A 22,797-nucleotide genomic window follows, 5' to 3' on the forward strand; every position below is an offset into this window, starting at 1 on the left:
AATTCTACTTTTTGCTTGACAAGTTTTTTGTTTTGTTGTATTATTTAATTAAGACAACTAGATAAAAGAAAGGAGACCAAGATGTCCTGGACATTTGACAACAAAAAACCCATCTATTTACAGATTATGGAGAAAATCAAGCTTCAGATTGTTTCCCATACACTGGAACCCAATCAACAACTTCCAACCGTGAGAGAGCTAGCTAGCGAGGCTGGTGTCAATCCCAACACCATCCAAAGAGCCTTGTCAGACCTCGAACGAGAAGGATTTGTCTACAGCAAGCGAACAACTGGACGATTTGTGACTGAGGATAAGGAACTGATCACCCAATCGCGCAAACAACTATCCGAAGAAGAATTGGAACACTTCGTTTCCTCCATGACCCATTTTGGCTATGAAAAAGAAGAACTACCAGGCGTAGTCGGCGATTATATTAAAGGAGTTTAAGCCTATGTCATTACTAGCATTTGAAAATGTATCCAAATCATATGGAGCAACCCCAGCCCTTGAAAATGTTTCCCTTGAGATCCCAGCTGGAAAAATCGTTGGTCTTCTCGGTCCAAACGGCTCAGGGAAAACAACATTGATTAAACTAATCAATGGCCTCTTACAACCAGATCAAGGACGTGTCCTGATCAACGACATGGAGCCAAGCCCAGCAACCAAGGCCATCGTAGCTTATTTGCCGGATACGACCTATCTCAATGAGCAAATGAAGGTCAAAGAAGCCCTAACCTACTTCAAGACCTTCTATAAAGATTTCAATCTGGAACGCGCCCATCATCTACTTGCAGACCTTGGCATTGATGAAAATAGTCGTCTCAAGAAACTATCAAAAGGAAACAAGGAAAAGGTCCAACTGATTTTGGTTATGAGCCGTGATGCCCGTCTCTACGTTTTAGACGAACCCATTGGTGGGGTGGATCCAGCAGCCCGTGATTATATCCTCAATACCATTATCAACAACTACTCACCAACTTCTACCGTTTTGATTTCTACCCACTTGATTTCAGATATCGAGCCAATCTTGGATGAAATTGTCTTCCTCAAAGACGGAAAAGTCGTTCGTCAAGGCAATGTAGACGATATTCGCTATGAGTCGGGTGAATCCATTGACCAACTCTTCCGTCAGGAATTTAAGGCCTAAGCAAAGGAGATTATTATGTTTTGGAATTTAGTTCGCTACGAATTTAAAAATGTTAACAAGTGGTATTTAGCTCTTTACGCCGCCGTGCTAGTTCTTTCCGTTCTCATAGGAATGCAAGGACACTACTATAATTATGTATCTTTCAAAGATAGCCAACCTGTCTTACTTTTCTTTCTGGCTCTCGTCTTTGGTGGATTGATGATTACGCTTGGGATTTCAACCATTTTCTTGATTATTAAACGATTCAAAGGTAGTGTCTATGACCGACAAGGCTATCTGACTTTGACCTTGCCAGTTTCTGAACACCATATCATCACAGCCAAATTAGTTGGAGCCTTCATTTGGTCTATCCTTAGCTCCACTGTACTAGCTCTAAGCGCTTTTATTATTGTTACCATAACGGTTCCAGAATGGATATCAAATTCTGAGTTGATTCCACTTGTAGGAACATTCCTTCCTCAACTCTCTCTTATGGGGGTATCCTTCCTACTAAATACCATTTCAGGAATCCTCTGCATCTACTTGGCTATTTCCATCGGACAACTTTTCAATGAATACCGTACCGCACTAGCCATTGTAGCTTATATCGGTATCCAAATCGTCATTGGATTTATTGAAGTCTTCTTCAATACCAGTACTAACTTCTATATTAATTCACTTGCAGGATTTAATGATAATTTCTATATGGGAGCAAGCGTAGGCATTGTTGAAGAACTCATATTCATAGCTATCTTTTACCTCGGAACCTACTACATCTTGAGAAACAAGGTTAATTTGCAATAGTTTTAAAGTCTAGCGACAATAACTCGCTAGACTTTTTTCGTTCTCAGGACTTACATTTTTAATATGAAGTATTTAATAAAAAAGAGTATAATAACTTTAAAATTGATTACATGTATATCGATAAGGAGGGCAACTCTTTATGCTGAAAAGATTTGTTACTAAGAAGCACCTCATACTTTACTTCTTTTCTATTGCCATTACTTGGCTGGAAGCAATTATCACACCAGCCCTTGTTCAAAATATTGTTGCTAGTTTTACCAATCAAGAACTAGGCCTTCTTTGGAAAGTTTTGATTTTAGGAATCCTTGGTAATCTCATCCTCTTACTGGGTTTGGCTGGGAAACGTTATTACTACGCTCGTTTGATTACTGACTTCAAATATGGAATCAAGAGTGCTATTTTCAAGCGATTTTTAAACAGTTATGAGATTGATGAAAAAGATATCTTGTCCGACCTAGAAAACGACGTCAAGCAACTAGAAGAAAACTATATTGAGCCAACGATCATCATCATTTCTTCTCTGGGCCTTACCACTGTGTCCATTCTCTATGCCCTATGGACCAATTTTTACCTGGGCTTGATTTTCATCCTCTTCTACTCCTTTCCTGTACTCTGCAGTGCTATCGGATCAAAGCGTTTGGATTCACTTTCTGAAAAGCGGTCCACTGTTAACCAGAGCTACTTAGCAAGCTTGACAAATTTTATTGGTGGTAACCAACAAATTCGCCATTATCAGGGGCAAGACTACTTTTTTGCTCGCTATCAAAAGCAATTACAAACCAGTCTAGATACCGAAATTAACTATGAAAAGCAACGAACTTTAAACAGTCTCTTGATCAATAGCATCGATGCCTTTTGTTCTGTCACACCAATCGTCATCGGTGGCTTTATGACCTACTATAATTATTTAGATGCGGCGAGTTTTGTGGCCATCTATCTAGTTTCCCATAATATCGGCTATCAATTCCAAGAGTTGGCTTACTTTACCAACACCCGAAAAGCTACTCGAACTCTTCTCAACAAATACCAAGAACTTTTGGGCCAGTCTGACTCCACCTCTCCTAGAAGCATAGAAAATATTTTCCCTATCCAACTTAACACCATCTCCCTTGAAAAAGATGGGAATATCCTCTTATCTCCGATTTCCATACACATCAAGCAAGGAGAAAAAATCGCCATTATCGGGGAAAGTGGCTCTGGTAAAACAACCCTGCTCAATATCATTCATGGAAAAGAGACATCAACAAGTGGACAGATTAGCTTTGCTGGTCAAAACCTGTCACGTAAAGAAATCACAAGCTTTAGTTCCTATATCCTCCAAGATAGCCATTACTTTGACACGCTATCTCTGGACGACAATATCCTTCTAGGACTAGATAAAAATCCAGAGACTTTAAATCATATCCTCAAAAAAACAGGATTAGAACATTTGAAAAATCGAACGCTCAGCAATGATAGTCTGTCTGGTGGCGAGAAACAACGCCTCGAAATCGCTCGAGCCCTCTACCATGATAGCCAACTCATCTTAGCAGATGAGATTAAGGCCAATCTTGACTCGGAAAATAGCAGAAAAATTAGCGACTTGCTCTTCTCCCTACCTCAAACAGTCATTGAAGTCATTCACCACTACACGGAAGAAGACTTAAAACACTATGACCAAGTCATTCACTTAAGTAAAGAAAAGTAATAGTCTATAACATACGATTTTAAAAAGCAAGGAACCCGAATTCCTTGCTTTTTAACTCAATATCAAACTGGCTACAATAGGGCTGACAAAGACATAGAGAATACCGGTGACACCGATAGCCAAACCACCCATGGCTCCTGCTACAGAACCGTATCGAAAGGCTGTCCCTGTTCCAACTGCGTGGCCTGTTCCTCCAAGGGAAAGACCAACAGCTACTGGATCATCTATTTTCAACCACTTCAAAAGGGTTGGTCCGATGACACTGGTTAAAATCCCAGTCGCCACTACAACCACCAAGGTCACGGTCGTCAGACCTTGCAATTTTTCTGTGATTCCCACTGCCATGGCGGTTGTTACTGACTTAGGAAAGAGAGAAATGGCTAGGAAAAAGTCCATACCAAATATTTTCGCCACAAGGGCTGTGAAAGATGTATTGACAACTACTGCTAACAGACTACCAAAGAGAATACTCCGTGCATGGTGCTTCATCAAGTGAAAACTCTTATAAAGCGGAATCCCTAGAGCCACAGTCGATGGGACAATCAAGTTGTTCAAATAAACCCCACCTTGGTAGTAATCTTGGTAAGAAATACCCGTCACCTTTAGAAAGATGATAATGAAAACAGCTGACAAAAGCAAGGGCGTTGTCAATGGATGAGGAAAACGTCTGTAAATCAACATCCCCACTAGATAGGCTAAGATAGACAGGGCAAGCCCAAACAGGGGATTGGAAACAAATTCACTCATTTGGAATCTCCTTTCTCATAATCTCCCTCAAACCGTCTCTTGATAAACTGAACTACCAAGGCTATGAGGATAATATTGATGACTGCTGCAAAAAAGACAATCAAAACAATTGGCAAAAGATAGGGAGCAATCACATCAAACTTCTCCATGATTCCCACTGCTGGTGGCAAAAAGAGAATGGTCATATTGGCCAGCAAGAAGTTCCCTACCATGTTGACATGTCTGGTTCTCAGCCACTTGAATTGCAGGGCTAAAAAGAGAATGATTAAGCCGATAATACTGCCTGGGATGGGCAAATGAAAGAAACTGGAGATTCCCTCTCCGATTAGAGAAATCACAAAGAGAATCATTAATTGAACATATAATTTCATCCTAAACTCCACGAAATAGACTTCTTGCATACCAGTTTACTCTTTTTTCAGAAAATTTCAAGGAAATGCACAATAGATAATGAAAATTAGAGAGGAAAGGGGATACAGACAATTAAAAACTAGTGAAAACAGGCATGATTTAGGATACAAGATTTCAGCGTCCTTCTTGCCAGCTTTCTTGAAAAGTAGTATAATTATTGCATGCGCAATCATCTTGTGATACAGAGACTGTCCGTGAATGAACTTTCTTCTATTTATAACTCTAAAAAGAAAGGAGATACTATGACCTACTTAGAAAAATGGTTTGATTTCAATCGGCGTCAGAAAGAAATCGAAAGTCTCTTGGAAGAGACTGTTGCCCAGCAGAGTGAACAAAGTCTGACCTTGAAAGAGTTCTACCTGCTCTACTATCTGGATTTGGCCCAAGAAAAATCTCTACGCCAGATTGACCTGCCAGATAAGCTTCATCTGAGCCCGAGCGCTGTTTCTCGGATGGTGGCTCGCTTAGAAGCTAAAAATTGTGGTCTACTTAGTCGCAGGTGTTGTGATCAAGATCGACGCTCTAGCTTCATCTGCCTGACAAGCGATGGACAAAAGACACTAGCCTCTCTACAAAAGGCTGTCGAAGAAAGCTTGGAAACTGGTTTAAATTTCTTAATTTAAGATGATTTTAAAAAAGTTGCGTGCGCAATCATTTTTCTTGACATTCTCTTCTACAAGGAGTAAAATAAAGTCATCATTAAACAAAGGAGTTTTTAAAATGATTGAAATTACCTATCTAGATGCCAGCAAGAATGAAAGAACTGTCACCTTCGATTCTTATGAAGATTTTGATCGTTCACAACAAGCTTGCCTTATCGGCGTCGCAGACTACTACCCTGTCCAAAAATTAACTTACAACGGTCATGATTTGGACTATCATGGGACTTACGGAGATATCTTCTTCTATCTCAAGAAACAAGATTTAAGCCAATATAACTAAAAAAGGAGAAATACAATGGCAAAAGCAATTACAGATGCAACATTCGAACAAGAAACAAAAGACGGTTTGGTCTTGGTAGACTTCTGGGCAACTTGGTGTGGTCCATGTCGTATGCAAGGTCCAATCTTGGACAAATTGTCTGAAGAACTTTCAGAAGATGTATTGAAAATCGTTAAAATGGACGTTGATGAAAATCCAAACACAGCTCGTGCTTTTGGAATCATGTCTATCCCAACTCTTCTCTTCAAAAAAGACGGCCAAGTTGTAAAACAAGTTGCTGGTGTTCACACAGCAGAACAAATCAAGGCCATCGTTGCTGAATTGAGCTAATCACACTAGAGACCAAGTACTTTCTTTGGTCTCTTTTTTCTTGCCCTTTGCCATTTTTCAAAAAATATGCTAGACTGTAGGTAGAATATTACGATGTTTGGGACATGCCATCGCTAAAAAAACCTCTACTTGGTATTTTTTAGCTCCCTCAAGGGAGCTTTTTGCGTGCTCTAAACATTTCCCATTTTGGAAGGAGTACTATGAAACGTCAATCAGCCTTGGTCGTCTTTAGTGGCGGTCAAGATTCTACAACCTGCCTCTTTTGGGCTAAAGAACACTATGAAACGGTCGAAGCCGTCACCTTTGCCTACGGTCAACGCCATCATCTCGAAATTCAAGTTGCTAGAGAAATCGCTAAGGAACAAGGAATTCGTCATCACATCCTAGATATGTCCCTGCTGGGGCAAATCACTGAAAATGCCCTGACCTCTGATCTGGAAATTGAGCAAAAAGAAGGAGAGGTTCCCAATACCTTCGTTGACGGTCGCAACCACCTCTTTCTATCCTTTGCGGCAGTTCTTGCCAAGCAACGAGGCATTAAAGACATCGTGACAGGTGTCTGTGAAACAGACTTTTCAGGCTACCCTGACTGCCGGGATGTCTTTGTCAAATCCCTCAATGTCACCCTCAACCTTGCCATGGATTACGACTTCGTTATCCAAACACCTCTCATGTGGCTAGACAAGGCTGAAACTTGGGAATTGGCTGACCAACTCGGTGCCTTTGACTATGTTCGTGAAAAAACTCTAACCTGCTACAATGGGATTATCGGAAGTGGCTGTGGAGATTGCCCAGCCTGCCATCTACGTCAACATGGTCTAGATGCTTATCTCTCACAGAAAGGAGCGTCCTAATGTTTTTTGCACCTAAAGAAATCAAACAGGAAACTGGGGAATCGCTTGTCTACAATCCTCACAGAACCTTGGTATCAAAAGAATTTACCTTTGACGCTGCCCACCACCTTTTTCACTACGAGGGAAAATGCAAATCCCTGCACGGCCACACCTATCATCTGCAGATTGCTGTCAGTGGATTTTTAGATGAACGTGGCATGACCTATGATTTTGGAGACATCAAAGCGATCTACAAGAACTACTTAGAGCCCCACTTGGACCATCGCTATCTCAATGAGACCCTGCCCTATATGAACACAACTGCTGAAAATATGGTTTACTGGATTTTCCAAATCATGAATCAAGAGTTGCCAGACGAACGCGGTCTCCGTTTGGAATATGTTCGCCTCTATGAGACTCCAACTGCCTTTGCAGAGTTTAGACGGGAGTGGTTAGATGACTAGGGAACGTGTCCTTAAACTACCAGTTCTAGAAATTTTCGGTCCAACCTTTCAAGGTGAAGGTCGTGCAATTGGGCAGAAAACCATGTTTGTCCGCACTGCAGGTTGCGACTACCACTGCGACTGGTGCGACTCTGCTTTCACTTGGGACGGTTCTGAAAAGCCAACTCGCATGACAGCTGACGAGGTCATTGCTGCCTTAGATAAACTAGGAAGTTACGACTATGTAACCCTATCTGGGGGAAATCCTGCTATCCTAGCAGCCAATATGGCTGAACTGGTCACTAAACTCAAGGAACGCGGTATCACTCTGGCTGTTGAAACCCAAGGCTCTCGCTGGCAAAATTGGTTAAAAGACATTGACCAAGTCACCCTGAGCCCCAAGCCTCCCTCATCTAAGATGGAAGTCAACTTTGAGACCTTGGATTTTATCGTTTCCCAATTGGATCCAAATAAGGTTACCTTTAAAATTCCTGTCTTTGATGATGCAGATTTAGCCTTTGCCAAAGGGATTCAAGAACGCTACCAACCAGATGTTCTCTTCTTATCTGCTGGAAATCCTGAGCCCAAGGCTAGAGGCAATATTGTCCAAGACCAACTGGACCGCCTCAAAGAACTCTGGGAACGTGTCGCTGCTGACGACAGCTGGGGCAATGTCCGCGTCCTTCCTCAACTTCATACCCTCCTCTACGATAACCAACGTGGTGTTTAAGATTAGAAAGAAAAAATCATGTCACAACAAGAAGAAATGAAAAACCTCAGCCTACTAGGCAACAAAGAAACCAACTACATTTTCGAATATCAACCAGAAGTCCTCGAATCCTTTGACAATCGTCATGTGGAAAATGACTATTTCATCAAATTTAACTGCCCTGAATTTACCTCGCTTTGTCCCATCACTGCTCAACCAGACTTTGCAACTATTTATATTTCCTACATTCCTGACAAGCTCTGTGTCGAATCAAAATCCCTCAAACTCTACCTCTTTAGCTACCGAAACCACGGAGATTTCCACGAAAACTGTATCAACACCATCGGGAAAGATTTGGTTAACTTGCTAGACCCTCGCTATTTAGAAGTCTGGGGAAAATTCACTCCGCGTGGTGGCATTTCAATTGACCCCTACTACAACTACGGTAAGCCAGGAACTAAGTATGAAGGCTTAGCAGAACAACGCCTCTTCCAACACGACCTTTATCCAGAGAAAATTGACAACCGTTAAACTCATACTCAATGAAAATCAAAGAGCAAACTAGGAAGTTAGCCGCAGGTTGCTCAAAGCACTGCTTTGAGGTCGTAGATAAGACTGACGAAGTCAGCTCAAAACAGTGTTTTGAGGTTGCAGATGGACGCTGACGTGGTTTGAAGAGATTTTCGAAGAGTATAATAGAAAAAGCCCTGTTCCTCAAGATGAGGAGCAAGGCTTTTTGAGTTTCAATTATTCTTCTGTTCCTAGGAATTTTTTTGCAACGAGGGCTGCAAGAACTCCACCAGCGATTGGTGCAAGGATGAAAATCCAAACTTGTCGAAGGGCTGCACCACCTACCAAGACAGCTGGTGCCAAGCTACGAGCTGGGTTTACTGAAAGGCCAGTAATGTTCAATCCGACAAGAATCATCGCCATCAAGGACAAACCGATTACCAAACCAGCAATCGCGCCATTCCCCTTGCTTTCTGAAGTTACGGTCATGATAACCAAGACAAACAAGAAAGTTGCAATGACTTCAAACAAGAAACCACCAAAGACAGTGACACCGTTTGCCAAGGCATTTTCACCAAGACTAGCAGTTGACATACCTGAGTTTGCCAAGAGGAAGAAGACAGAAGCAGATGCTAAGAAAGCTCCAACTACTTGTCCAAGGATGTAGTTTACAAGCTCTGAAGATGACAAACGTTTGTTAACAAACATAGCGATCGAAACAGCTGGGTTCAAGTGAGCACCTGAAACAGTTCCGATTGAGTAGGCTGCAACCACGATGGCTAAACCAAAGGCAAAGGCGATTCCAAGGTGACCTAGGCCATCAAGACCATTTCCAAAAACAACAGCTCCTGTTCCGATGAACACAAGCATGAACGTACCGATTAACTCAGCAACAAATTTTTTCATTTTCTTTCTCCTTTTTTAAAAACTAAATACTAGTCTATCAAAAGAGGGAAAGGGTTTCAAGAAAATTGATTAGAAATTTTCAGGATAAAATTCTATAAAAACGGTAGTGTTTATTTGAAACATTTTTTCTAAAGGTATATAATGTCAATATAGTTCTAATAAGTTATTTATTCCCTAATTTGAACTAATTTTTACAACTTTGCTGTTCTTTTATGAACGTTTGAATGGTATCGTGGATACCAAGGAGGAATCATATGTCTAAAGTTGCTATTGTCACAGGTGCAGGTCAAGGAATCGGTTTTGCAATCGCAAAACGATTGGTTCAAGATGGCTTTAAGGTAGGAGTCTTAGACTACAATCCCGAAACAGCTGAAAAAGCTGTTGCCGAATTATCAGCTGAAAATGCCTTTGCTGTCGTGGCCGATGTTTCGAAACAGGCCGAAGTTGCACAAGCATTTCAAAAGGTTGTTGACCATTTTGGTGATTTGAATGTTGTCGTAAATAACGCTGGTGTTGCTCCCACTACTCCTCTTGATACAATTACTGAGGAACAATTTACACGCACTTTCGGTATCAACGTTGGTGGTGTCATTTGGGGTTCACAAGCTGCACAAGCGCAATTTAAAGCACTTGGCCACGGAGGTAAAATTATCAACGCAACCTCTCAAGCCGGTGTAGTGGGCAATCCAAACTTGACTGTTTATGGTGGTACAAAATTCGCTGTTCGTGGTATTACTCAAACATTGGCGCGTGATTTAGCAGACTCAGGCATCACTGTTAACGCCTACGCACCAGGTATTGTGAAAACACCAATGATGTACGACATCGCTCATGAAGTTGGTAAAAATGCAGGAAAAGATGACGAATGGGGTATGCAGACATTTGCAAAAGATATTACCCTAAAACGTCTATCTGAACCAGAAGATGTGGCTGCTGCTGTCAGCTTCCTTGCAGGACCAGATTCAAACTACATTACAGGACAAACCATTATCGTTGATGGTGGTATGCAATTCCATTAAGATACACAAAAAGAGGTTGGAAAATGATTCAACCTCTTTTATTAGTTTTCATTATTAGTTAGGAGGATACAATAGAAACTCTTTCAAAAAGTAATATTAGCTAATCCCTAGTATTGAAAAGACTGGATAGCTTCTTTCAAGTCATCTTGTAAACTATTTCTCTGGTCAAGTTGGACATAAACTTCCAACAGACAGGATCTGAAGTTGGAAAATTTATAAAAATCTTCCCTTTCTTCTATCGGAAAGTCAACAGCTTTTATCCAAGAAGCTACTTGCTCTTGCTCCAACTTCCCTTGTAAAATAGGTTCATAGATCACTCTGGCTAAACGCCAATCCTCATCATCTGTAAAGCGAATCGAAATTCTTTTAAATAGTTGGCCAAGTATATCAAATACTTCATGAACTCTGTTTTTAGGAAAGTCTGGATGACAAACCACCTCTGTCAGTAAATCGGCTCCATGTGCAAAAGCATGAACCCAACCATACTGACTTGAAAAACCCGTTGTATCCTTTTCTTTTGAAAGATAGTACAAACCTTGATTTAAAAGGACATTGCGAATTTCTGCTTTTAATCCCTGATAAAAAACCGATTGCTGGTTGGCGTCCGCCGACAAGAGATTTGCATAAATAAGCGCCCTAAAAGAACGTTCGAGTGTTGGCAGGCCTATCTTATCAATCTCTTTGTCTAGTCCTCCATCAGCTGAGACCACATCAGCAATGAAATGAAATTGTTCCTGTGTAAATAGCTCTTCCTGAATCCCTCTAGCAAAGCTTGTAAAAACAAGGTCATCACGAATTTCTGGAGAAGGATCTCCCAAATGATCAAGCAACCACTGGATTTCTTCCTCATGATAACTTGGTCTTTCTTCAGATATTTTTCTGAGTAACTCTTGATACATGGTCAATACCTCTACATTTCTAGCAACTTGATATAATCTAGACCCCATTTCTCGACAGCATCTAAAACAACTCTGAATTCCTGCCCCATTTCAGTTAAGCTGTACTCAACTCGTGGTGGAACTTCGGCATAGACCTTTCGTTGAACAATCTTATCCTTTTCTAATTGACGGAGATGACGGGTCAAAATAGTTTGAGTAATCCCAGGCAATAATCTCTGCAATTCTTTAAATCGTTTGGTACCCGTACTCAACTGATAAATGATTACCAGTGCCCATTTCCCCGTTAAAACCCTCTGCGTTGTTGCAAATGGACAAATACCCTACTCACTCACTTTATTTGTCATAAAATATCTTCTTTCTATTTTTTAAAAAAAAATTTATCTTTTAGTATCAATAAAAGTACCACTTTTGATACTAGCTATCAAAAAAGTGTCTACTTGTTTTTTTGTTTGTAACTGTTACAATTATATCATAAAAAAGAAATGGAGAATATATATGTCAACAAACTTAGAAATTTTCAATGCTTATAACCAAGCTTTAATTGCTGGTGACTTTCCTGGTGTCTTTGAAACGATGGCAGACGATATTGTCTGGCATCAACCTGGTAATCATAGTATATCTGGTACAGTTGTTGGTAAGGACAAGCTAGGAACTCACCTGGCTACATTTGCTGAGAAAACTAATGGAACCTTTAAGGTGGTAACAAATTGGGTTTCTGACAATAAGGATTTAATCGCAGCCAATGTTACTTTTCTTGGAACACGTGCTGATGGTACTGAACTCAATATGAACGGGATTGACCTCTTCCGCATTGAAGACGGAAAAATCAAAGAAGTTTGGCTCTTCTCTTCAGATCAAGCTGAAGAAGATAGCTTTTGGGGATAATTAAAGAGGCCAGAACAAAAAATTTTGATTTTAGGAATTCTTTATTCTAAATTTTTAAATCAATAGATTAGATAAAAAAGCGAACAAGACAGAATTCTGAGTGTCAGATAACTCGTTTTGTTCGCTTTTTATATTTAAGGTTAGACTTTTGTCCCAGACTCTTTTAATTTACTCTCCCAACTGGGCACTGTAGGCGATAATCTGATCAACTGTGTCAGACAAGAATTGGATTGTATCACGGAGTGGTTTATCTGTTGAAATATCAGCTCCGATAATCATAGCTGACTCAAGCGGTGTCTTGCTACCACCCGATTTGAGGAGATTGAGCCAATCTTCAGCTCCAGTTTCAGAGTTTTTAAGATGGAGGTAACCTGCAGTCGAGATGACTAGCCCTGCTGAGTAAGTGTAACTATACAAGCCCATGTAATAATGAGCTTGGCGCATCCAAGTCAGAGCTGCATCATCGTCAATTTCAATAGCATCTCCCCAGAAATCGGTCAAAACTTCCTTCATAATGCTGTTGAGCTTACTTGCTCCGAAGGTTTCTCCTTCTTCAATCAGTGTATACACCTTACGCTGGAAGGCTGCTTCCAAGAGGTGGGTAATAAAGTTATGGAAGTAGGTGTCTGTCAAGCGGTGAGCCAGAGCGAAGCGTTTTTGACGAGGGTCGTCAGACTGGTGCTCCAAGTAATCACTTAAAAGCAATTCATTGAAGGTTGACGGCGCTTCGACATAGTAAGTCGACATGTGGGCGTTGAAGTAGCTTTGGTGATTGTCTGAAAAGATGAATTGACCAGAATGCCCGATTTCATGAATTAAGGTATAGACATCGCTCAAACGACCTGTCCAGCTCATGAGGACATAAGGGTGCACGCGATATGGATCCGCCGCATAACCTCCGGAATCCTTGCCACTGTTAGCAGCAAAGTCTACCCAGCGCTCTTCTTGATAGCGAGCAACTTCCTGACAATATTCTTGTCCCAAAGGTTCTACCGACTTCATGACCAAATCATAGGCGTCGTCAATGGTCACTTGAGGATTGAGGGCACTATCCAAATCCAATTTCCAGTCTGCAAAGGTCATCTTTTCAAGACCATTTACCTTGGCAACATGCTTGAGGTATCTCTGAGCAACGGGCGCAAAATCCTTCATGATGAGGTCAATCTGGCGGTCAAACATGGCACGGTCCACTTCTTGTTCAGCCAGAAGATAGTCAAAAACAGAGTCGTATCCCTTCATATCTGCCAATAGTTTTTCAGACTTAACCTGAGCTAGATAGGCTGCAGCAGCCGTATTTTGGTGCTTACGAAGTCCTTCTGAGAAGGAACGGAAAGATTTCTCACGAACCTCAGCGTCCTCATGATTTTGGTAGAAATTCTCATAAGTCACAAAGCTGTTTTTGTAGGTCTTTCCATGGGCTTCAAAGTCAGCCATTTCGAAATCCCCAGCTCGCATTTTAGTGTAAATATCCTGCGGACTGTAGAAAACTTCACCCAGATTGGTCAAGGCCTTCTCCACATCAGCCCCTAGATAGTGGGCTTTTTTGATTTTGGCCTGACGAATGGCAGCTGTTAAATGAGGCAATTCACCCAAACGATTCAAGACTTCCTCGTCTGCTGCCACCAAGGCATCGTCAAAGAAGGTCAATGCTACGCTAGCATCTGTTTCAAATTCCATCCCAGCTTGGGCAATGTTAGCAAATTCGTCATTGCTATAATCTGTCGTCTGTGGCATAAAGCCATAGTTGCCAATATGGCTCATCTGAATGTAGATTTGCTCCAATTCCGCAAAGGCCTTTTCAAAATCCTCAAAAGTATAAAGATTACCCTTGTAATCACGGCTAAACTGGTTGATGTCTTCACGAGCCTTCTCGATTGCACGTAAGAAATCCTCACGGTCTTGGTATAAGGCTGTTAAATCCCAAAGTTCCTTCTCTGGAAATTCTGATCGGTGTTTTTGTTCCATTTTCTTCCTCTTATTTCTCTAATTCTAATAAAACACTAAGGGCTGATAAAGCGTAAAGTGGTGCTGTTTCTGCTCGCAAAATACGAGGACCAAGTCCTGCTAAGACTGATCCCTTAGCTTCGAAACTCTCAATTTCTGCAGGTGACAGACCACCTTCTGGACCAAAGATAAAGAGCAGTTTAGCTCCTGTTTCAAGACCAGTGACCGCTTGTAAGAGCGCAGCGGCTTCACCTTCTTTGGCCGACTCTTCATAGGCTACTATGATACGGTCAAATTGGTCAAGTTGGGCTAGAAAGTCTGCTTTTTTCTCAAAAAGCTTGATACTTGGGACCAAATTACGCTTGCTTTGTTCTGCTGCTCCAAGGGCAATTTTTTCTAGTTTTTCAACCTTTTTACCCAATTTCTTGCCATCCCACTTGGCAACTGACCAGTCTGCTGGGAAGGCCCAGATTTGACTAGCTCCGAGTTCGGTTACTTTTTGAGTGATAAACTCCAGCTTGTCTCCCTTGGGAAATCCAGATGCGATGGTTACTTGAACGGGCAGTTCCACATTGTCATCTAGTTCTTGGACCAACTCAAACTGACGAGCTTCCACATCCAGCACATGCGCCAAACGCTTGACTCCATCATCAAAGACCAAAGTAACCTCATCATCTTCTTTCAAGCGCATTACCTGAAACATATGCTTGCTGGTTTCCTTATCCTCGATGATGACTGGCGAGGTAGCATTACCCTTTACAAAATACTGCTGCATGCTAGCCTCCAATCACACCGGAAATATCCTTGGTTTTCTTAAAGACACAGGCATTCCATTCCCCTTGAACCATGTGAGTTTCGAGGAAAAATCCAGCTGACTCAGCCGACTTGCGCACCATGTCCCACTTGTCCTTGATAATCCCACTCATGATGAGGTAGCCTTCATCCTTGACCAATCGATAAGCATCATCTGTCAGATGAATGAGAATATCCGCCAAGATATTAGCCACAATGACATCTGCCTCAATCTCAACCCCCTTAAGCAAATCACCTGCAGCTACATGGATGTTTTCCATGCCAGGGTTGAGCTCAATATTTTCCTGAGCCACACGAACCGCTACATCATCTAGGTCGTAGGCGAAAATTTCCTTAGCACCCAGTAGCGAGCTAGCAATAGAGAGGACGCCTGATCCAGTCCCCACATCTAGCACTGTTTCCCCACCACGAAGAACCTGCTCCAAGGCAAAGAGGCTCATCTTAGTGGTTGGATGGGTCCCCGTACCAAAAGCCATGCCAGGATCCAGCTTGATAATCTTTTCCCCAGCAGTCGCCTCGTAGTCCGTCCACGACGGCACGATGGTCAAATCATGAGTGATGCGAGCTGGTTCATAGTATTTCTTCCAGTTGTCTGCCCAGTCTTCCTCAGCCAAGGCAGTCGTCCCCATTTTGACCTCTCCCAAGTCCATAAAATCAGTTAGTTCCGCGAGACGAGCCTGCAAATCTGACTCAACCGTTGCTACATCAACCGTATCAGGATAGTAGGCTGTTACTACGATTTCTTCTTGCTGCTCGACCTCTGGGAAAATCTCGCCGAAGCGGTCAACATTTCCCACATAGTCCATACTGTCTTCGATTGCGACTCCTTGCGCTCCCAGCTCAATCAAGAGATTGGAAACTAACTCCTCCCCCTCACGCTTAACTGTAACTTTTAACTCTTGCCATGTTTCCATATTTAAGATACCAAGCCCGTAAAACACAAAGCCAAAATAGAAACTTCTCTGAAGACGCTTGTGTCTAAGAGAAGTTTATCTTTTTGGCACCGTGTTTAGGGCGGGTTCAGTTTAGAAATGTAACTGAACCATCCTTTCTAATCACTTACTTTTAAATAATCTTTTAATCTCTCTTGCAACTGAGGTACAACTTGACTGGAACTAAGAAACTCCTCAACATTCATTAACTGATAACCCTGTCCCTCATCTCCAAATACGATGCTGTCAAACTGGTTCTGTGTTAACTGACCGACTAGAAATACAGATTGTTTATCCGCAAAAAGCATACTTGGATAAACCTTACTCCAAAGCAGACAATCCTCAGTCAAATGAATTTCCAGTTCTTCATAAACCTCACGCGCCACGCACTCAAAAGGACTTTCATCACCTTCACGTCCACCGCCTGGAAGTTCCCACATATTGGGCCAGGGAATGCTTGCCTTATCATCGCGTAAGATAGTCAAGAGCTTATCCCCACAAAACAAAGCAATCTTACAGCCTGTGAAATCAGAAATCTCTATTTCCATGTCAAACTCCTAGTATCTCGGATAAGGATAAAACTCTCCCTCTTCCAATCCAACTTTCCCTTCTTCAAAGACTTCTTGGTTCCATTCCATGACGAATTCCTCTGCTTCTGGCTCTTCCAAAAAGTCCATGAGCGCATCCAGCCCAACCTCTGCAGTGTCTTTGAGGAACAGAGCAAAATAAGCTAAAAATTCACGAGAAAATCCTTTTTTGGGAAGATAAGGGATAACTGTCAAATAGTCTTCCTCATTGACGCTTGACTTAGCAGGATTGTAAAAAATGACTGCTTCTTCAAAGAGAATGTCATCTGATGAAACCTCTCCATCTTCATCTACCATCTCCACACCTGCAGCATTTTGCGCTTCCAATAGAAAACTCACTTCAACCGCGTGATTGCGTTTGTCCCAACTAATCTCAAAGTCAAAGGGAAAGTTCTTCTCCAACTCTTCCTCTAAAACATCTAAAAATCCGTATGTTGCCATTTTGTCCTCTTTCTATGCGACTCTTCAATCGCCCCGATTGCTCGGAAATATGCTAAAATAGATACTACCATCTTACCACATATACATCAGAAAATCCACGTTAGAAAGGACTGCTATGCCAGACAATCTCGCGCTTCGCATGCGCCCTAAAACCATCGACCAGGTCATCGGTCAGGAACATCTGGTCGGACAAGGAAAAATCATCCGCCGCATGGTAGAAGCCAACCGCCTGTCCTCCATGATTCTCTATGGCCCTCCGGGAATCGGCAAGACCAGTATTGCCTCTGCCATCGCAGGGACTACTAAGTATGCCTTTCGAACTTTCAATGCGACAGTTGATAGTAAAAAACGACTGCAAGAAATTGCGGAAGAGGCTAAATTCTCTGGTGGTCTCGTCCTATTACTAGACGAAATCCATCGTCTTGACAAAACCAAGCAAGACTTTCTTTTGCCACTCTTAGAAAGTGGTCTGGTCATCATGATTGGGGCTACGACTGAAAATCCTTTCTTCTCTGTCACTCCTGCCATTCGTAGCCGTGTTCAAATTTTTGAGTTGGAACCTCTGTCTAACCAAGACGTCAAAGAGGCCCTGCAGATAGCTCTAAGTAACCCTGAGCGTGGTTTTGATTTTCCAGTAGAACTAGATGAGGATGCGCTGGATTTCATTGCTACCTCTACAAACGGAGACCTTCGCTCTGCCTTTAACTCACTGGACTTGGCTGTTCTTTCTACCCCTGAGAATGACGAGGACATCCGCCATATCACTCTAGACATCATGGAAAATAGCCTTCAGAGAAGCTACATTACCATGGATAAGGATGGGGATGGACATTATGACGTACTCTCAGCCCTGCAAAAGTCCATACGAGGTTCGGATGTCGATGCCAGTCTTCACTATGCTGCTCGCTTGATTGAGGCTGGTGATTTGCCAAGTCTCGCTCGTCGTTTGACTGTTATCGCTTATGAAGATATCGGTTTGGCCAATCCTGAAGCCCAGATTCACACTGTGACTGCTCTGGATGCTGCCCAAAAGATTGGTTTTCCCGAAGCTCGCATCCTCATTGCCAACGTCGTGATTGATTTGGCTCTTTCTCCAAAATCCAACTCAGCCTATGTAGCTATGGATAAGGCACTTGCTGACCTCAAAACATCAGGGCATTTGCCTATCCCTCGACACCTGCGCGATGGCCACTACAGTGGAAGCAAGGAACTGGGGAATGCCCAAGACTATCTCTATCCACACAACTATCCTGGAAATTGGGTCAAGCAAGACTATCTACCAGAAAAAATTCGTAATCATCACTATTTCCAAGCAGAAGATACTGGTAAATATGAACGGGCTTTGGCTCAAAGAAAGGAAGCTATCGACCGTTTGCGAAAAATCTGAAATCCTTTTCAAAAAATTGCACTTTCCTCTTGATTTTTTTTGAAAAAGTGGTATTATATAAACATAGAAACGCTGTGGTGTACGACTTCACACTTAAGTGTTGACCGACTATTTTTTGTATTATTAGGGAAACAAAAGTCTTCTAACAGCATGTAGGCCGTCTCACACGGAAACAGCTTCAGTTAGAGCGAGTTGCCCACCTGCTTAATTGCGCGGGTTCAATACAAACCGTGAAGTTTCGGCACCAATACAGCTTTTTTCTTTGCCTCCTTAGCTCAGCTGGCAGAGCAGCGGACTCTTAATCCGTGGGTCACAGGTTCGATCCCTGTAGGGGGCATCTAAATACAACAGGAAAAAGCCTTGTAAATCAAGGCTTTTTTTGTGTCCTCCCTACTTATGTCCCATCAACAGATGCTCAAGATATATTTTGTGTGTAAAAAAATTCTTTTGCTCCTCTACGAAAAACAAAAAAGCTATCCTACCTTTGCAAATTTGGATAAGATAGCAGAATATTTTAATGCAACTCCAACCCAACTCTTTGGAACGAGTAAAGAGATTGAGTTAGAAAAGAGTGTTCTTGAATCTAATGAATACTCTGATAAAGTAAGTGAAATCTTAAAAGCTGTCAAATACATCGAGCATTTCCTACATACTGATGGACAGTACTTAGAGGATTTACTTTACCTAACAAGAGGCAACCAACTATATACAGAAGATGGAAAAGAGTTGTATATTGATCCAACTTCTCAGAAAAGAACACTTCATACCCAATATGAACCTGGTTTTATTGAAGCAAGAGATAAATCTCCACTAGAGCTCTTAATTGAAAATAAGGAGCTATTAGATTAAATAAAAAAAGCGAGGATATCCTCGCTTTTCTATTGTAAAATCTTATTCTTCATTATCAATCGTCAAACACTCCGCCTGTAAGCTGGTACGTGAGGTAAATGTGCTCCAAGGTTTTGACAATTCGCGCCACATAAAGTTATTTAAGCATATCCTTTTCTCTCATTACCATTTTCTGTTATAATAAATTGTACTTCTAAAATAGAAAGGTCTTAAGATGACAACTCTTATTAAACATAAACGTGTAGAATTTTCAGAACTTTTTTATGACCTAGTTTTTGTTTTTGCAATTTCAAAAGTAACTACTTTAATTGAGCATCTTCATAACGGTATTTTGACTTGGAATTCTTTCCTTGATTTTTTCATGGCTGTCTTGGTTCTCACTGATTCATGGATGATTCAAACCATTTATACCAATCGCTATGGAAAGAACTCTTTATTTAACATGGTAATCATGTTTATCAAAATGGGACTTTTACTCTTTATAGCCAATATGATTGGACCTGATTGGCAACAATATTTTTATTATCTTTGTTGGGCTGTTGGTACATTAACCTTTACCTTATTTTTACAATATTTGGTTGAATTTTTTAGAAAATCAACCGATAATGTTGAACGGGAAAGTATCAAAGGTTTTCTATGGATAACAGGTCTAGGAAGTTTAGGAGTCTATCTAGCAGCTCTTCTTCCTATTTACGTTGGAGTCTCTGTCTTATTTGCTAGTATTCTGCTAACATTTATTATGCCAATTATCTTGCTTAGTAAAGATAAGCATTACCAGGTAAATCTCCCCCATTTAATCGAGCGCATCTCCCTTCTTGTCATTATTACGTTTGGAGAGATGATTATGGAGCTAGCTAACTTCTTTACAATCGAGAATTTCTCGATTTATTCGGTTCTTTATTTCATTATTATGCTTTCTCTGTTCTTGTTTTATTTTGGTCAATTCGACCATGCTATTGATGAAAAATCTAATCAAAAGGGACTATTTCTAATTTACAGTCACTATCCTATTTTCATTGGACTTATTATGATGACCGTTTCGCTGAGTTTTCTTCTGAATCCTGAAGCTAATCTTCTCTTTGCAACCAGCTTCTCTTATATCGGATTTGGCCTCTTTCAAGCTGCTGTCCTAGTAAATGGGCCCTATAACAAACACTATCTTCTCTATTCGAAAAGTTACTACTGTGTCCAAGCGACACTCTATCTGGCTGCCTTGATTCTCTCTTTAATCTTTGCTTCTAATCCTATAATAGTAGTGAGTATTACAACCATTTTAGCTCTAGCTATAGCCATTCATTTTATTTATTTTTATATGACACAGAATAAAAAATATTCCAAATCTAACTGGGAGTTATTTTAATGAGTTTATAACATAAAAAAGCTTTGGGAACCAAGGCTTTTTGTTGTTCTGAACTAAAAAATGACAAGACTGTTAGGATATTCTGAGTCTACTATTGATGAAATTCTTTTCTTATCACAAAAAAACGCTATCTAGCGTTTTTTGTTATTCTTAGCTACTCGTCTAATCGAATAAACATCATTGCGTTAAGCAAAGAGATGAGAGCGACTGTGTTGACATTATTGGAATAGATCAGTCTCTTATTTTCAATAGGTGGAATAATAAAATTAGAAATAATGATGTCGTAAGGTGATTCTTTTAGAGCATCAAGGGACAACTCTAATTCACCCCAAACCTCCAGTTCAAAATTGTTACTGCAATAGTAAGAAAGTGTCTCAGCTACTGATTTTGCATGATACTGATCAAAATTACTCATGACCAAAACCTTTAATTTAGGTTGATTTTGTAAAAGATCTAGCACTAAGTGTTTGCTATGGGTGATAAACGTATAGGCCAAATGATTGACTTTCATTGAACTATCATCCATTTTCAAAGTCTTTAGGTAATGTTCAATCCCTTCCTTCACCTCTGAAACAAAGCGAGGGAAAATATTTTGAAAGTTTTTGATTGTATTGCCTTTTTGATCAAATAGGATAAACTCTGTAGATAATTCCTGGCGATGCAGATGTGCCGTATTATGCAGATGCCAAATCAGATTGTCTTTATTGTCTACTTGGAGATTATACTCTCTTGATACCTGATCCACAAAATCTTCCAATAATTGATACGATTTTTTAACATAGCTTTCTGTTTTTGCATAGTTCAGAAATACTTCTTCATCTATGAAAAACATTTTTTGAAAATAGGATACAAATAGTTGACCTAGCACTTCTTTATTCAGAGAGATATGATATTCAGAATCAAAGCTCGCTACAATGTCTTCGATTTCTTCTGCCTGCATGAACGATTCTAACAATTGATTGTTAAAAGAATCTCTCTCAACTTCCATGAAATGACCAAACTTTATGCGATATAAATTTGTAACCAGAAGTAATTTTAACATTCTTTGAGTTGCGAAATTGACGGGAAATGCAGTTTCTTTATAGACTAGTGCTAACAGCTTACACAAAGGCTCTATTGAAAAATCTTCAAAAGGCCATTCGAGGAAATAATATTTCTCTGAAAAATACTGGGCAAAAAAGTAACGGATATCAATCTCATTTCCAGTGATTCGAACTGGATTGAGGCTAACTTCAAAACGATATTGTTTCTTAATAATTTTATTAATATGACTGATGATACGATAAAGAGAGGAAGAACTGATATAAAACTCTTTGCAAATACTATCAGTATCACATCCTTCATTAAAGAAGACAAATTCTAAAATTGAAAAGTGGGTTGAATGCTTAAAAAAATGATGATAGACCATCTCAATATCACTATCATCGGTATTAATGATACGGATGCCGTTTGTTGAGGAATGAAATATCAAGTCAGGAAAAGAAGATCTGACTTGAGACAAGTCATCTTTTACTGAACGTTCCGTACAGTGCAATAATTCTGCTAGTTCCAAAATATGAAACCAGCGTTTATTTTCAAATAGTAATTCTAACAATTCTAATTGTCTGTGACTTTTTTTAGATAATAAATCTCTCATGAATAGCTTTTCTCTCTTTATAATAAACTAAATGATTGTCTTTCAATCTTCATGCAATTATACCACATGGAGTGCATTTATCCTCTTACAACGACTTTTGCTTGTCATAAAAAGACTAGTCTAATCCCTTAGAAACTCAGAAGCATCAAGCTTTTCTTATTTATCTGTATCTAGAGTACATGTTTACAGTACGGTTTTTAAGACGAACTATTATCTTTCCAAATTGAAATACTATATAATTAGTGTAATCAAAGAAATTGATTCTTTGATTTAGAAATAGAAAAGGAGGATACACTATGTTGTGGTCCATTATTGTAGGAGGTCTTATCGGTCTCGCCGCTGGTGCAATCACTAAAAAAGGTGGTTCAATGGGAATAATTGCAAATATCTTTGCAGGTCTTATCGGTTCATCTGTAGGACAATCTCTTCTCGGAAGCTGGGGACCTTCATTAGCTGGAATGGCAATTATTCCATCAATCGTAGGTGCTGTGATTGTTGTTGCAGTCGTTTCATTCTTATTTGGTAAAAAATAAGCATTACCTAGTAAGAAATTAAAAGTGATAAGCCATAATTTTGAATACTGTAGACAGGTAAAAT

At 40.4% G+C, this 22,797-nt stretch carries 28 protein-coding genes and 1 tRNA gene; 18 read left to right on the forward strand and 11 right to left on the reverse strand.

Annotated features, from left to right (window positions below; translation table 11 throughout):
• Positions 1 to 81 precede the first annotated feature (81 nt).
• The 4 genes from FQT24_RS05470 (at position 82) to gggC (ending at position 3,617) form a co-directional block, all read left to right on the forward strand.
• A complete protein-coding gene (locus tag FQT24_RS05470) occupies positions 82 to 447 on the forward strand; it encodes a GntR family transcriptional regulator (RefSeq protein ID WP_020901665.1) in 366 nt (121 codons plus the stop codon).
• A gap of 4 nt (positions 448 to 451) precedes the next feature.
• Positions 452 to 1,147, forward strand: coding sequence for an ABC transporter ATP-binding protein (locus FQT24_RS05475; protein ID WP_143952421.1), 696 nt, complete (start codon positions 452 to 454; stop codon positions 1,145 to 1,147).
• 15 nt (positions 1,148 to 1,162) lie between these two features.
• Complete coding sequence (locus FQT24_RS05480; protein ID WP_143952422.1) at positions 1,163 to 1,930, forward strand: hypothetical protein; 768 nt, start codon at positions 1,163 to 1,165, stop codon at positions 1,928 to 1,930.
• A gap of 139 nt (positions 1,931 to 2,069) precedes the next feature.
• Positions 2,070 to 3,617, forward strand: coding sequence for a streptosactin export ABC transporter GggC (gggC, locus tag FQT24_RS05485; RefSeq protein ID WP_143952423.1), 1,548 nt, complete (start codon positions 2,070 to 2,072; stop codon positions 3,615 to 3,617).
• A gap of 51 nt (positions 3,618 to 3,668) precedes the next feature.
• On the opposite strand, the gene FQT24_RS05490 is transcribed toward gggC, so the two are convergent.
• Complete coding sequence (locus FQT24_RS05490) at positions 3,669 to 4,364, reverse strand: LrgB family protein (protein WP_001288952.1); 696 nt, start codon at positions 4,362 to 4,364, stop codon at positions 3,669 to 3,671.
• Entirely contained in the window at positions 4,361 to 4,735 is a 375-nt protein-coding gene (locus tag FQT24_RS05495; RefSeq protein ID WP_143952424.1) for a CidA/LrgA family protein, read from the reverse strand. Before FQT24_RS05495 ends, FQT24_RS05490 begins: the two co-directional genes overlap by 4 nt.
• Positions 4,736 to 5,017: 282 nt before the next feature.
• Between FQT24_RS05495 and FQT24_RS05500 the strand changes: the two genes are divergently transcribed.
• From FQT24_RS05500 to queF, 7 genes are all read left to right on the forward strand, one after another.
• Complete coding sequence (locus tag FQT24_RS05500) at positions 5,018 to 5,398, forward strand: MarR family winged helix-turn-helix transcriptional regulator (RefSeq protein WP_143952425.1); 381 nt, start codon at positions 5,018 to 5,020, stop codon at positions 5,396 to 5,398.
• A gap of 97 nt (positions 5,399 to 5,495) precedes the next feature.
• The gene (locus FQT24_RS05505) at positions 5,496 to 5,717 is read left to right on the forward strand and encodes a DUF4649 family protein (protein WP_000570249.1); all 222 of its coding nucleotides are present in this window, start codon (positions 5,496 to 5,498) and stop codon (positions 5,715 to 5,717) included.
• 15 nt (positions 5,718 to 5,732) lie between these two features.
• Positions 5,733 to 6,047, forward strand: coding sequence for a thioredoxin (gene trxA / locus FQT24_RS05510; protein WP_001029581.1), 315 nt, complete (start codon positions 5,733 to 5,735; stop codon positions 6,045 to 6,047).
• Between the two features lie 200 nt (positions 6,048 to 6,247).
• The gene (gene queC, locus FQT24_RS05515; RefSeq protein WP_143952426.1) at positions 6,248 to 6,901 is read left to right on the forward strand and encodes a 7-cyano-7-deazaguanine synthase QueC; all 654 of its coding nucleotides are present in this window, start codon (positions 6,248 to 6,250) and stop codon (positions 6,899 to 6,901) included.
• The gene (queD, locus tag FQT24_RS05520) at positions 6,901 to 7,344 is read left to right on the forward strand and encodes a 6-carboxytetrahydropterin synthase QueD (RefSeq protein ID WP_143952427.1); all 444 of its coding nucleotides are present in this window, start codon (positions 6,901 to 6,903) and stop codon (positions 7,342 to 7,344) included. The genes queC and queD overlap by 1 nt, the downstream gene beginning before the upstream one ends.
• Positions 7,337 to 8,053 carry a 7-carboxy-7-deazaguanine synthase QueE gene (gene queE, locus FQT24_RS05525; protein ID WP_143952428.1) on the forward strand — a complete coding sequence of 239 codons (717 nt, stop codon included), beginning with the start codon at positions 7,337 to 7,339 and terminating at the stop codon, positions 8,051 to 8,053. Before queD ends, queE begins: the two co-directional genes overlap by 8 nt.
• An 18-nt stretch (positions 8,054 to 8,071) precedes the next feature.
• A complete protein-coding gene (queF, locus tag FQT24_RS05530; protein ID WP_000082587.1) occupies positions 8,072 to 8,563 on the forward strand; it encodes a preQ(1) synthase in 492 nt (163 codons plus the stop codon).
• 216 nt (positions 8,564 to 8,779) lie between these two features.
• Here the strand turns inward: queF and FQT24_RS05535 are convergent, their stop codons facing one another.
• Positions 8,780 to 9,448 carry an MIP/aquaporin family protein gene (locus tag FQT24_RS05535; RefSeq protein WP_143952429.1) on the reverse strand — a complete coding sequence of 223 codons (669 nt, stop codon included), beginning with the start codon at positions 9,446 to 9,448 and terminating at the stop codon, positions 8,780 to 8,782.
• Between the two features lie 254 nt (positions 9,449 to 9,702).
• Between FQT24_RS05535 and FQT24_RS05540 the strand changes: the two genes are divergently transcribed.
• Positions 9,703 to 10,467 carry a (S)-acetoin forming diacetyl reductase gene (locus FQT24_RS05540; RefSeq protein WP_000048147.1) on the forward strand — a complete coding sequence of 255 codons (765 nt, stop codon included), beginning with the start codon at positions 9,703 to 9,705 and terminating at the stop codon, positions 10,465 to 10,467.
• A gap of 107 nt (positions 10,468 to 10,574) precedes the next feature.
• Here the strand turns inward: FQT24_RS05540 and FQT24_RS05545 are convergent, their stop codons facing one another.
• Together FQT24_RS05545 and FQT24_RS05550 are read right to left on the reverse strand one after the other, a co-directional pair.
• Positions 10,575 to 11,366, reverse strand: a complete 792-nt coding sequence (locus tag FQT24_RS05545) for a DUF2785 domain-containing protein (protein WP_024057282.1) — start codon at positions 11,364 to 11,366, stop codon at positions 10,575 to 10,577.
• An 11-nt stretch (positions 11,367 to 11,377) separates the two neighbouring features.
• On the reverse strand, positions 11,378 to 11,683 hold the full coding sequence (locus FQT24_RS05550) for a winged helix-turn-helix transcriptional regulator (protein WP_260666697.1): 306 nt from the start codon (positions 11,681 to 11,683) through the stop codon (positions 11,378 to 11,380).
• Positions 11,684 to 11,861: 178 nt separating this feature from the next.
• Between FQT24_RS05550 and FQT24_RS05555 the strand changes: the two genes are divergently transcribed.
• Positions 11,862 to 12,251 carry a nuclear transport factor 2 family protein gene (locus FQT24_RS05555; protein ID WP_143952430.1) on the forward strand — a complete coding sequence of 130 codons (390 nt, stop codon included), beginning with the start codon at positions 11,862 to 11,864 and terminating at the stop codon, positions 12,249 to 12,251.
• A 168-nt stretch (positions 12,252 to 12,419) separates the two neighbouring features.
• Here FQT24_RS05555 and pepF read toward each other — a convergent pair whose 3' ends face one another.
• From pepF to FQT24_RS05580, 5 genes are all read right to left on the reverse strand, one after another.
• The gene (gene pepF / locus FQT24_RS05560) at positions 12,420 to 14,216 is read right to left on the reverse strand and encodes an oligoendopeptidase F (RefSeq protein WP_143952431.1); all 1,797 of its coding nucleotides are present in this window, start codon (positions 14,214 to 14,216) and stop codon (positions 12,420 to 12,422) included.
• A gap of 10 nt (positions 14,217 to 14,226) precedes the next feature.
• The gene (locus FQT24_RS05565; RefSeq protein ID WP_143952432.1) at positions 14,227 to 14,970 is read right to left on the reverse strand and encodes a 16S rRNA (uracil(1498)-N(3))-methyltransferase; all 744 of its coding nucleotides are present in this window, start codon (positions 14,968 to 14,970) and stop codon (positions 14,227 to 14,229) included.
• A 1-nt stretch (position 14,971) separates the two neighbouring features.
• Positions 14,972 to 15,922: a 50S ribosomal protein L11 methyltransferase gene (gene prmA, locus FQT24_RS05570; protein ID WP_084946871.1), complete on the reverse strand. Its 951-nt coding sequence runs from the start codon at positions 15,920 to 15,922 to the stop codon at positions 14,972 to 14,974.
• 137 nt (positions 15,923 to 16,059) lie between these two features.
• Positions 16,060 to 16,488 (reverse strand): NUDIX hydrolase, encoded by a 429-nt coding sequence (locus FQT24_RS05575; protein ID WP_061087674.1) that lies wholly within the window; start codon positions 16,486 to 16,488, stop codon positions 16,060 to 16,062.
• Positions 16,489 to 16,497: 9 nt separating this feature from the next.
• A complete protein-coding gene (locus FQT24_RS05580; RefSeq protein ID WP_143952433.1) occupies positions 16,498 to 16,968 on the reverse strand; it encodes a DUF3013 family protein in 471 nt (156 codons plus the stop codon).
• Positions 16,969 to 17,083: 115 nt separating this feature from the next.
• Here FQT24_RS05580 and FQT24_RS05585 point away from each other — a divergent pair, with 115 nt between their 5' ends.
• The 4 genes from FQT24_RS05585 to FQT24_RS05600 all read left to right on the forward strand — a co-directional run bounded on the left by FQT24_RS05585 (position 17,084) and on the right by FQT24_RS05600 (position 20,564).
• Positions 17,084 to 18,355: a replication-associated recombination protein A gene (locus FQT24_RS05585; protein WP_033606237.1), complete on the forward strand. Its 1,272-nt coding sequence runs from the start codon at positions 17,084 to 17,086 to the stop codon at positions 18,353 to 18,355.
• A 264-nt stretch (positions 18,356 to 18,619) separates the two neighbouring features.
• Positions 18,620 to 18,692: transfer RNA gene (locus FQT24_RS05590), tRNA-Lys, on the forward strand.
• A gap of 59 nt (positions 18,693 to 18,751) precedes the next feature.
• Positions 18,752 to 19,204, forward strand: a complete 453-nt coding sequence (locus tag FQT24_RS05595) for a hypothetical protein (protein ID WP_049549759.1) — start codon at positions 18,752 to 18,754, stop codon at positions 19,202 to 19,204.
• Positions 19,205 to 19,418: 214 nt separating this feature from the next.
• Positions 19,419 to 20,564: a low temperature requirement protein A gene (locus tag FQT24_RS05600; RefSeq protein WP_143952434.1), complete on the forward strand. Its 1,146-nt coding sequence runs from the start codon at positions 19,419 to 19,421 to the stop codon at positions 20,562 to 20,564.
• Positions 20,565 to 20,718: 154 nt separating this feature from the next.
• On the opposite strand, the gene FQT24_RS05605 is transcribed toward FQT24_RS05600, so the two are convergent.
• Positions 20,719 to 22,200, reverse strand: coding sequence for a M protein trans-acting positive regulator PRD domain-containing protein (locus FQT24_RS05605; RefSeq protein WP_143952435.1), 1,482 nt, complete (start codon positions 22,198 to 22,200; stop codon positions 20,719 to 20,721).
• Positions 22,201 to 22,496: 296 nt separating this feature from the next.
• On the opposite strand from FQT24_RS05605, the gene FQT24_RS05610 reads away from it, so the two are divergent.
• On the forward strand, positions 22,497 to 22,733 hold the full coding sequence (locus FQT24_RS05610; protein ID WP_042768735.1) for a GlsB/YeaQ/YmgE family stress response membrane protein: 237 nt from the start codon (positions 22,497 to 22,499) through the stop codon (positions 22,731 to 22,733).
• Positions 22,734 to 22,797 lie beyond the last annotated feature (64 nt).

Source organism: Streptococcus mitis, from assembly GCF_901542415.1.
GTDB classification, from domain to species: Bacteria; Bacillota; Bacilli; order Lactobacillales; family Streptococcaceae; genus Streptococcus; species Streptococcus mitis_BL.

Excerpts from the sequence above, each read along its gene's own strand:
- FQT24_RS05470 (WP_020901665.1), top strand. The coding sequence starts at position 82 with ATGTCCTGGACATTTGACAACAAAAAACCCATCTATTTACAGATTATG.
- FQT24_RS05475 (WP_143952421.1), top strand. The coding sequence starts at position 452 with ATGTCATTACTAGCATTTGAAAATGTATCCAAATCATATGGAGCAACC.
- FQT24_RS05480 (WP_143952422.1), top strand. The coding sequence starts at position 1,163 with ATGTTTTGGAATTTAGTTCGCTACGAATTTAAAAATGTTAACAAGTGG.
- gggC (WP_143952423.1), top strand. The coding sequence starts at position 2,070 with ATGCTGAAAAGATTTGTTACTAAGAAGCACCTCATACTTTACTTCTTT.
- FQT24_RS05490 (WP_001288952.1), bottom strand. The coding sequence starts at position 4,364 with ATGAGTGAATTTGTTTCCAATCCCCTGTTTGGGCTTGCCCTGTCTATC.
- FQT24_RS05495 (WP_143952424.1), bottom strand. The coding sequence starts at position 4,735 with ATGAAATTATATGTTCAATTAATGATTCTCTTTGTGATTTCTCTAATC.
- FQT24_RS05500 (WP_143952425.1), top strand. The coding sequence starts at position 5,018 with ATGACCTACTTAGAAAAATGGTTTGATTTCAATCGGCGTCAGAAAGAA.
- FQT24_RS05505 (WP_000570249.1), top strand. The coding sequence starts at position 5,496 with ATGATTGAAATTACCTATCTAGATGCCAGCAAGAATGAAAGAACTGTC.
- trxA (WP_001029581.1), top strand. The coding sequence starts at position 5,733 with ATGGCAAAAGCAATTACAGATGCAACATTCGAACAAGAAACAAAAGAC.
- queC (WP_143952426.1), top strand. The coding sequence starts at position 6,248 with ATGAAACGTCAATCAGCCTTGGTCGTCTTTAGTGGCGGTCAAGATTCT.
- queD (WP_143952427.1), top strand. The coding sequence starts at position 6,901 with ATGTTTTTTGCACCTAAAGAAATCAAACAGGAAACTGGGGAATCGCTT.
- queE (WP_143952428.1), top strand. The coding sequence starts at position 7,337 with ATGACTAGGGAACGTGTCCTTAAACTACCAGTTCTAGAAATTTTCGGT.
- queF (WP_000082587.1), top strand. The coding sequence starts at position 8,072 with ATGTCACAACAAGAAGAAATGAAAAACCTCAGCCTACTAGGCAACAAA.
- FQT24_RS05535 (WP_143952429.1), bottom strand. The coding sequence starts at position 9,448 with ATGAAAAAATTTGTTGCTGAGTTAATCGGTACGTTCATGCTTGTGTTC.
- FQT24_RS05540 (WP_000048147.1), top strand. The coding sequence starts at position 9,703 with ATGTCTAAAGTTGCTATTGTCACAGGTGCAGGTCAAGGAATCGGTTTT.
- FQT24_RS05545 (WP_024057282.1), bottom strand. The coding sequence starts at position 11,366 with ATGTATCAAGAGTTACTCAGAAAAATATCTGAAGAAAGACCAAGTTAT.
- FQT24_RS05555 (WP_143952430.1), top strand. The coding sequence starts at position 11,862 with ATGTCAACAAACTTAGAAATTTTCAATGCTTATAACCAAGCTTTAATT.
- pepF (WP_143952431.1), bottom strand. The coding sequence starts at position 14,216 with ATGGAACAAAAACACCGATCAGAATTTCCAGAGAAGGAACTTTGGGAT.
- FQT24_RS05565 (WP_143952432.1), bottom strand. The coding sequence starts at position 14,970 with ATGCAGCAGTATTTTGTAAAGGGTAATGCTACCTCGCCAGTCATCATC.
- prmA (WP_084946871.1), bottom strand. The coding sequence starts at position 15,922 with ATGGAAACATGGCAAGAGTTAAAAGTTACAGTTAAGCGTGAGGGGGAG.
- FQT24_RS05575 (WP_061087674.1), bottom strand. The coding sequence starts at position 16,488 with ATGGAAATAGAGATTTCTGATTTCACAGGCTGTAAGATTGCTTTGTTT.
- FQT24_RS05580 (WP_143952433.1), bottom strand. The coding sequence starts at position 16,968 with ATGGCAACATACGGATTTTTAGATGTTTTAGAGGAAGAGTTGGAGAAG.
- FQT24_RS05585 (WP_033606237.1), top strand. The coding sequence starts at position 17,084 with ATGCCAGACAATCTCGCGCTTCGCATGCGCCCTAAAACCATCGACCAG.
- FQT24_RS05595 (WP_049549759.1), top strand. The coding sequence starts at position 18,752 with ATGTCCCATCAACAGATGCTCAAGATATATTTTGTGTGTAAAAAAATT.
- FQT24_RS05600 (WP_143952434.1), top strand. The coding sequence starts at position 19,419 with ATGACAACTCTTATTAAACATAAACGTGTAGAATTTTCAGAACTTTTT.
- FQT24_RS05605 (WP_143952435.1), bottom strand. The coding sequence starts at position 22,200 with ATGAGAGATTTATTATCTAAAAAAAGTCACAGACAATTAGAATTGTTA.
- FQT24_RS05610 (WP_042768735.1), top strand. The coding sequence starts at position 22,497 with ATGTTGTGGTCCATTATTGTAGGAGGTCTTATCGGTCTCGCCGCTGGT.